We start from the raw sequence: 6,783 nt of genomic DNA on the forward strand, positions 1-6,783 counted from the left end.
CTGAACCCGAAGCTTCACGCGACGGCACGGATCCTTGACTGTCATCTGCACCAACATCGCCTGGGAGGCCGGGCCATCTCATGGTGCCCTGGGTCACCCTCATTTTCCGGCTAGCCCTTGACCTTGCTCTGGTTCTTGATCTTGCTCTGGCTCTTGATCTTGCTTGTGCGGTTGATCTTGCCTGTGCCCTTGTTCTGACCTGCCGGTGTTGAAGAGGCCTGAGGCGGGGCGGGGTCGTGAACACGAAGACCGGCAGCCGACAAACACACCCGCCGACCCGAACCCCGAACCGGCACAACCATGACCGAAGGCCGTAAAAAGCTTTGCAACCCACACCCCAACCGCGGCCCGGCCCGAAAACTCCACCACCCCAAAAAACCCGAACCCCGAACAACCTCAGCCCAGCACAGCCCCAGCCAGGCAAGGCAGCATCAGAAGCGCCAGCCGATCACCGCCCCCCAAGCGCCGCCTCCCCAGCAGCCCGCATCGCGGCCACCGGCGCAGGCGCCCGCCCCGTCATCAGCTCCACCTGCAACACCGCCTGGTGCACCAGCAGGTCCAGACCGCCCAGCACCGCTCCCCCGCGCGCCGACCAGGCGGCGGCCAGGGGGGTCGGCCAGGGGTGGTAGAGCACGTCGAAGAGTGTGCCCGGGGTCGGCGGGACCGCCGTCGCGAGTTCGTCGGTGGCGCCCGCGGGGGTGGTGCCGATGACGAGTTCGCACTCGAAGGCGGCCGCGGCGTCGGTCCAGTCGCGGATGCGCACCGTGGTGCCGACCGCCTCGGCGATCGCGTGTACCTCGGCGTCGCGTGCGCGGTTGCGGATGTAGACCTCGACCTCGCCCTTGGCGATGCCCGACAGGGCCGACAGGGCCGAGGAGGCCGTCGCGCCCGCCCCGAGTACCGCCGCCGATGCCGCCCGCGTGACACCGCGCTCGGCGAGTGCGTTGACCAGGCCGGGCACGTCGGTGTTGGTGCCGGTGCGCGAGCCGTCCTCGGCGAACAGGACCGTGTTCACCGCCTCCACCGCCCGGGCCGTGGCGCTGACCTCATCGAGCAGCGGGATCACCGCCCGCTTCAGCGGCATGGTCAGGGACAGGCCGGCCCAGGAGGCGTCGAGCCCGGACAAGAAGTCCGGGAGCGACGCCTCGTCGACCTGGTGCGCGTCGTAGGCCCAGTCGGTCAGGCCGAGGGCAGCGTACGCGGCGCGGTGCAGGACCGGGGACAGCGAGTGCGCGATCGGGCTGCCGAGGACGGCGGCGTGGCGGGTCAGGTCCGGTTCCTCATTTCACGTCCCTCACTTCACGTTGCAGGCGTTCTTGAACGCCGACGACTGGCTCTTCTCGAAGAACGTCGTACCCGTGGGCGTGACGCACCAGTAGTAGACGTCGTCGTGGCTCGGCGTCAGCGCGGACTTGATCATGTCGTCCGAGGTGTCGTAGACCGGCGTCGGCGGCAGGCCGTGGTGCGGGGCGTAGGTCGAGTACGGGTTGTTCGGGTCCTGGACCTGCGCCGCGCTCGGGAGCTTCCCGCCGGGCAGGTGCCCGATGAAGTACAGCGCGGTCGAGTCGACGCCCAGGTAGTCGTTGTCCTTCAGGCGCGTGTAGACGCCCTCGGCGACCTTCTGGCCGTCGCCGGGGTCGGTGACCTCGCCTTCGGCGATGGAACCGACGGTGAGTACCTGCTCCGGCGTGCACTTGGTGGTACCGCAGGTCAGCTGCGCGGACTTGGCCGCGAAGTTGATGCTGTTCAGGAAGGCTGTCCGGTTCGCGACCATCTGTTTGAGCACGCTGGCCGGGGTGTCGCTCGACGTCAGCGAGTACGTCCCCGGCTCCAGCATCCCCTCGATCGTGAACTTGTGGGTGGTGGAGTCCACCGACCAGGCGGGCAGCCCGATGGTGTTGTTGGCGATCGCCGTGTCGAAGTCGGCCTGCTTCCACTTGCGCTTGTCGATCAGGCTGGCGATGACGTCCTTGCCCCACTCGTGGGACTGCACGATTATCTGCGAGGCGTCGGACAGGTTCGACTTCTTCAACAGTTCCAGGACCGCGTTGTCGCCGGAGATCTGCGGGCAGATCGTGTAGGTGCCGGCCACGATGCCGGTCGAGCCCTGGTTCTGGTTGGCCGCGTTGACGTACGCCCGGGCACTCTTGACCACGCCGGAGGTGTACAGCGCGTCCGCTATCTGCTGACCGGTGGCCCCGCGCGGGACGTCGACCGGGACCTTCTGGTCCGGCTTACAGGTGGCCGCGGCCGTGTAGTCGGGCGCGGGACCGTATTTGCCCTTGTAGTACGAGTACCCGGCATACATGCAGCCGCTGAACAGACTCAGGATGCCGACCAGCACGAACAACGGCGCCCAGGCCCGCAACTTGCCGCCGCGGCGGCGCGGGGGCTGGTCTTCGAAGAAGCCCTCCTCGTCGCCCCAGTCGCCGCCGCCCTGGTCGTAACCGCTGTCGTCGTGTTCATCCGCGGCGGCGCGGCCCCGTCCGCGACGGCCGCTGCCGCGCGTACGGCCGGCGCGGCCGCCGTCGTCCCAGCCGGCGCTGGCGTGTTCGGCGTAGCCCTGGTCGCCGGTGTCCGTGCCGGTGTCGCCCCAGCCGTCGTCGGTGTACGGGTCCGCCGCCGTCGTGGTGCCGCCGTAAGGGTCCTGCGGCTGCTGCGCGTAGGGGTCGATGACCTCGCTCTGCACGACCTTCGGGCCGGGGCGCGCCGCGCGCCGGCCGCCGCGTCCGGCAGCCGCCTCGGGCGGCGCGGCCTGCGGCTGGGCGTAGCCCTGCCCCGCCTGCCGGCCATAACCGGGCTGCTGCTGGTAACCCTGCGGCGGCTGCTGGCCGTAGCCCTGCTGTTGCTGCGGCTGCTGTGCTTGCTGCTGGCCGTACTGCGCCTGGCGCGGCATCTGCCCGTAGCCGCGCGTGCCGCCGCCCGGCGGCGGCTGCTGGCCCTGCGGCGCTTGCTGCCCGTAGCCCTGTTGGCCTTGCTGACCCTGCTGCCCGTAGCCCTGCTGCTGGCCGTAGCCCGGCTGCTGACTCGGCTGGCCCGGCTGACTCGGCGGCTGCTGCTGCCCCTGCTGGCCGTACCCACGCTGACCGTAAGCACCCTGCTGTTGCTGCTGCCCGTAGCCCTGGCCCTGCTGCCCGTACGAACCCTGCTGCTGGCCGTAGGCGCGGTCCTGTCCGGACTGCTGTTGCTCCTGCTGGCCCTGCGACGGATCCTGCCCTTGTGGATCCGACGGCTGCGCATCGGCCCTGCGGCGGCCACGCCCCTGAGGCGCGTCGCCCCCGTATCGCCAATCGCCGTCGCTCATCAGTTGCCGTCCTCCAGCTGGACCATCGTGCCGGGCGGACGTCCGGACATCCGTTCGGCATCAAGTGCGTTCTGCAAGATAACCACGGCGGCCGCTTGGTCTACCACCGATCTGCCCTTCTTCGCCTTGACCCCGGAAGCACGCAGACCCTGCGTCGCGGTGACCGTGGACAACCGCTCGTCGACCAGGCGGACCGGCAGGCCGGAGCCCAGCCGGCGGACCAGATCGCGGGCGTAGCCGCGGATCTTGGCGGCGGCCGGGCCCTCGCCGCCGGACAGCGAGCGCGGCAGTCCCACCACGACCTCGAAGGCCTCGTACTCGGCGGCCAGCGCGGCCAGCCGGTCCAGGGAGGCCCGGCGCGGCTCGGCCTTCACCGTCTCCACCGGAGTGGCCAGCAGGCCGTCGCGGTCGCAGGAGGCCACGCCGATCCGGACGGTGCCGACGTCGACCCCCAACCGGACGCCGCGGCGCATCTCGCGCTCCGGGGACGGTTCCGGGACCGGTGACAGCTCCATGATCCGCCGTCCTCCTTCCGTCCGGGTACCGTCCACGCCAAGCCTGACGCGTCCGTGACCGTACCCGGTTCCGACCGCCGCTGTCGCCCCCGGAGCCGAAACCCGACGCGCCGGACACGCTATGACAAACTACGAATCACTGTGCGTGATGGAGCCCGGGACCGGAGTCCGGTCCCGGGCCTGGGTCTGCGTCATTCCTTACGCGGCCACCTTCTCCGCCACCGCGCGGCCGACGCCCTCCAGGGCCGCCGGGATCGCCGTGACATCGGTGCCGCCGCCCTGCGCCACGTCGTCCTTGCCGCCCCCGCCGCCGCCGAGCGCCTTGGCCGCCGAGCGCACCAGCTCGCCCGCCTTCAGGCCGAGCCCGCGCGAGCCGTCGTTGGTCGCGATGACCACCACCGGCCGCTCCCCCGCCGCGGCCGCGACCGCGACCACCGCCGGGCGGCTGCCGAGCCGGCCGCGCACGTCCAGAACCAGCTTGCGCAGGTCGTCCGCGGACGCGCCGTCCGGGGCCTGATGCGTGACCACCGCGACGCCGTGCACGTCGGTCGCGCCGTCCGCCAGCGAACCCGCGATCTGCAGCAACCGGCCCGCCTTGAGCGCGGAGATCTCCTTCTCCGCGTCCCGCAGCTTGGTCATGATGCCGCCGACCCGCTCGACCAGTTCCTCCGGCCGCGCCTTCACCACCTCGGCGAGCTGCGCCACCAGGACGTGCTCGCGCGCCAGGAAGTGGTACGCGTCCGTGCCGACCAGCGCCTCGACCCGGCGCACGCCGGAGCCGATCGAGGACTCGGAGAGCAGCTTCACCAGACCCAGGCGGCCGGTGGTGTCCACGTGCGTGCCGCCGCACAGCTCGTGCGACCACTCGCCGACCGAGACCACCCGGACCCGGTCGCCGTACTTCTCGCCGAACAGCGCCATCGCGCCCATCGCCTTGGCCTCGGGCTGGCTCATCACCTGCGCGGTGACCGAGAGGTCGTCGATCAGCAGCTCGTTGACCCGCTGCTCGACGTCCGCCAGCACCGCGTGCGGCACCGCGCCCGGGGAGGCGAAGTCGAAGCGGAAGCGGCCGGGCGAGTTCTCCGAACCCGCCTGGGTCGCGGTCTCGCCGAGCAGTTCGCGGAACGCCTTGTGCACCATGTGGGTCGCGGTGTGCGAACGCGAGATCGCGCCGCGGCGCGCCACGTCCACCTCGCCCCACGCCTCGGTGCCGAGCACCACCTCGCCGTCGCGCACGATCGCCCGGTGCGCGATCAGGTCGCCGACCGGCTTCTGCACGTCCACGACCTCGACCAGCGCGCCGTTGCCGAGCCGGATCAGGCCGTGGTCCGCGAGCTGGCCGCCGCCCTCGGCGTAGAAGGGGGTGCGGTCCAGGACCAGCTCGACCTCGTCGCCGGGCTTCGCCGAGCTGCCGACCTGGCCGTTGACCAGCATCGCCTTCAGCGTGCCCTCGGAGGAGACCTCGTGGTAGCCGGTGAACGCCGACGGGCCGGCCGTGTCCAGCAGCTCCCGGTACGCGGACATGTCCGCGTGGCCGGTCTTCTTTGCCCGCGCGTCCGCCTTCGCCTGGTCCCGCTGCTCCTTCATCAGGCGGCGGAAACCCTCTTCATCGACGGTCAGCCCGGCCTCGGACGCCATCTCCAGGGTCAGGTCGATCGGGAAGCCGAAGGTGTCGTGCAGCTTGAACGCCTGGTCGCCGGAGAACACGGTGCCGCCGGAGGCCTTCGCCTCGTCCGCGACCGTCTCGAACATCGCCGAGCCGGTGCGCAGGGTCTGCAAGAAGGAGGTCTCCTCCGCGACCGCGACCGCGACGATGCGCGAGGAGTCCGCGATCAGCTCCGGGTAGGCCGGGCCCATCGCCTCGATGGTCGTCTCGACCAGTTCCTTTGTGGTCGCGCCGTGCGCACCGAGCAGCCGCATGTTGCGGATCGCGCGGCGCATCAGGCGGCGCAGCACGTAGCCGCGGCCCTCGTTGCCCGGGGTGATGCCGTCGCCGATCATCATCGTCGCGGTCTTCACGTGGTCGGTGACCACTCGCAGCGAGACGTCGTTCTTGGTCTGGGCACCGTAGGTGACACCCGCGATGGACGCCGCCTTGTCCAGGATCGCGCGGGAGGTGTCGATCTCGTAGAGGTTGTTGACGCCCTGCAGGATGGTCGCCAGGCGCTCCAGGCCCAGGCCGGTGTCGATGGACTTGGACGGCAGCTCGCCGAGGATCGGGAAGCCGCCCTTGTCACCGCCGGCGCCCCGCTCGAACTGCATGAAGACCAGGTTCCAGAACTCCATGTAGCGCTCGTCGTTGACCGCGGGCCCGCCGGGCTCGCCGAACTCCGGGCCGCGGTCGTAGAAGAGCTCCGAGCACGGGCCGCACGGCCCGGGCACGCCCATCGACCAGTAGTTCTCCTTCATCCCGAGGCGCTGGATGCGCTCGGCCGGGAAGCCCGCCTTCTTCCAGATCTCCTCGGCCTCGTCGTCGTCGAGGTAGACGGTGACCCAGATCTTGTCCGGGTCCAGGCCGAACCCGCCCTGCTCGACGGGCGTGGTGCACAGCTCCCACGCCATCGGGATGGCGGTCTCCTTGAAGTAGTCGCCGAAGGAGAAGTTGCCGCACATCTGGAAGAACGAGCCGTGCCGGGTGGTCTTGCCGACCTCCTCGATGTCCAGCGTGCGCACGCACTTCTGGATCGAGGTCGCGCGCGGCCAGGGCGCCGGCTGCTCACCGAGGAAGTACGGCTTGAACGGGGCCATGCCCGCGATGGTGAGCAGGGTGGTCGGGTCGTTCGAGATGAGCGACGCCGAGGGGACGACGGTGTGGCCCTTCTTCTGGAAGAAGTCGAGCCAGCGGCGGTGGATCTCCGCGGATTCCATGAGCTTGTCAGCCTTCTGGGAATGCGGCGCGCGTCGGGGCTGTGTTCGTATAAACCAGGACCCTGGCGCCGCGGGTGACGGGGCGTCGGGGTGGGC

At 70.5% G+C, this 6,783-nt stretch carries 4 protein-coding genes; all 4 read right to left on the reverse strand.

Going from position 1 to position 6,783, the window contains the following annotated elements; genetic code table 11:
* Positions 1-448: 448 nt before the first annotated feature.
* Complete coding sequence (locus KGQ19_RS46585; RefSeq protein WP_212021721.1) at positions 449-1,270, reverse strand: shikimate dehydrogenase; 822 nt, start codon at positions 1,268-1,270, stop codon at positions 449-451.
* A gap of 24 nt (positions 1,271-1,294) precedes the next feature.
* Positions 1,295-3,304, reverse strand: coding sequence for an endolytic transglycosylase MltG (locus KGQ19_RS46590; RefSeq protein WP_212021714.1), 2,010 nt, complete (start codon positions 3,302-3,304; stop codon positions 1,295-1,297).
* Positions 3,304-3,819: a Holliday junction resolvase RuvX gene (ruvX, locus tag KGQ19_RS46595; RefSeq protein WP_212021719.1), complete on the reverse strand. Its 516-nt coding sequence runs from the start codon at positions 3,817-3,819 to the stop codon at positions 3,304-3,306. The genes KGQ19_RS46590 and ruvX overlap by 1 nt, the downstream gene beginning before the upstream one ends.
* A gap of 198 nt (positions 3,820-4,017) precedes the next feature.
* Positions 4,018-6,687, reverse strand: coding sequence for an alanine--tRNA ligase (gene alaS / locus KGQ19_RS46600; RefSeq protein ID WP_212021720.1), 2,670 nt, complete (start codon positions 6,685-6,687; stop codon positions 4,018-4,020).
* Positions 6,688-6,783 lie beyond the last annotated feature (96 nt).

It is taken from the genome of Catenulispora pinistramenti, assembly GCF_018274385.1.
Taxonomy (GTDB): Bacteria; Actinomycetota; Actinomycetes; order Streptomycetales; family Catenulisporaceae; genus Catenulispora; species Catenulispora pinistramenti.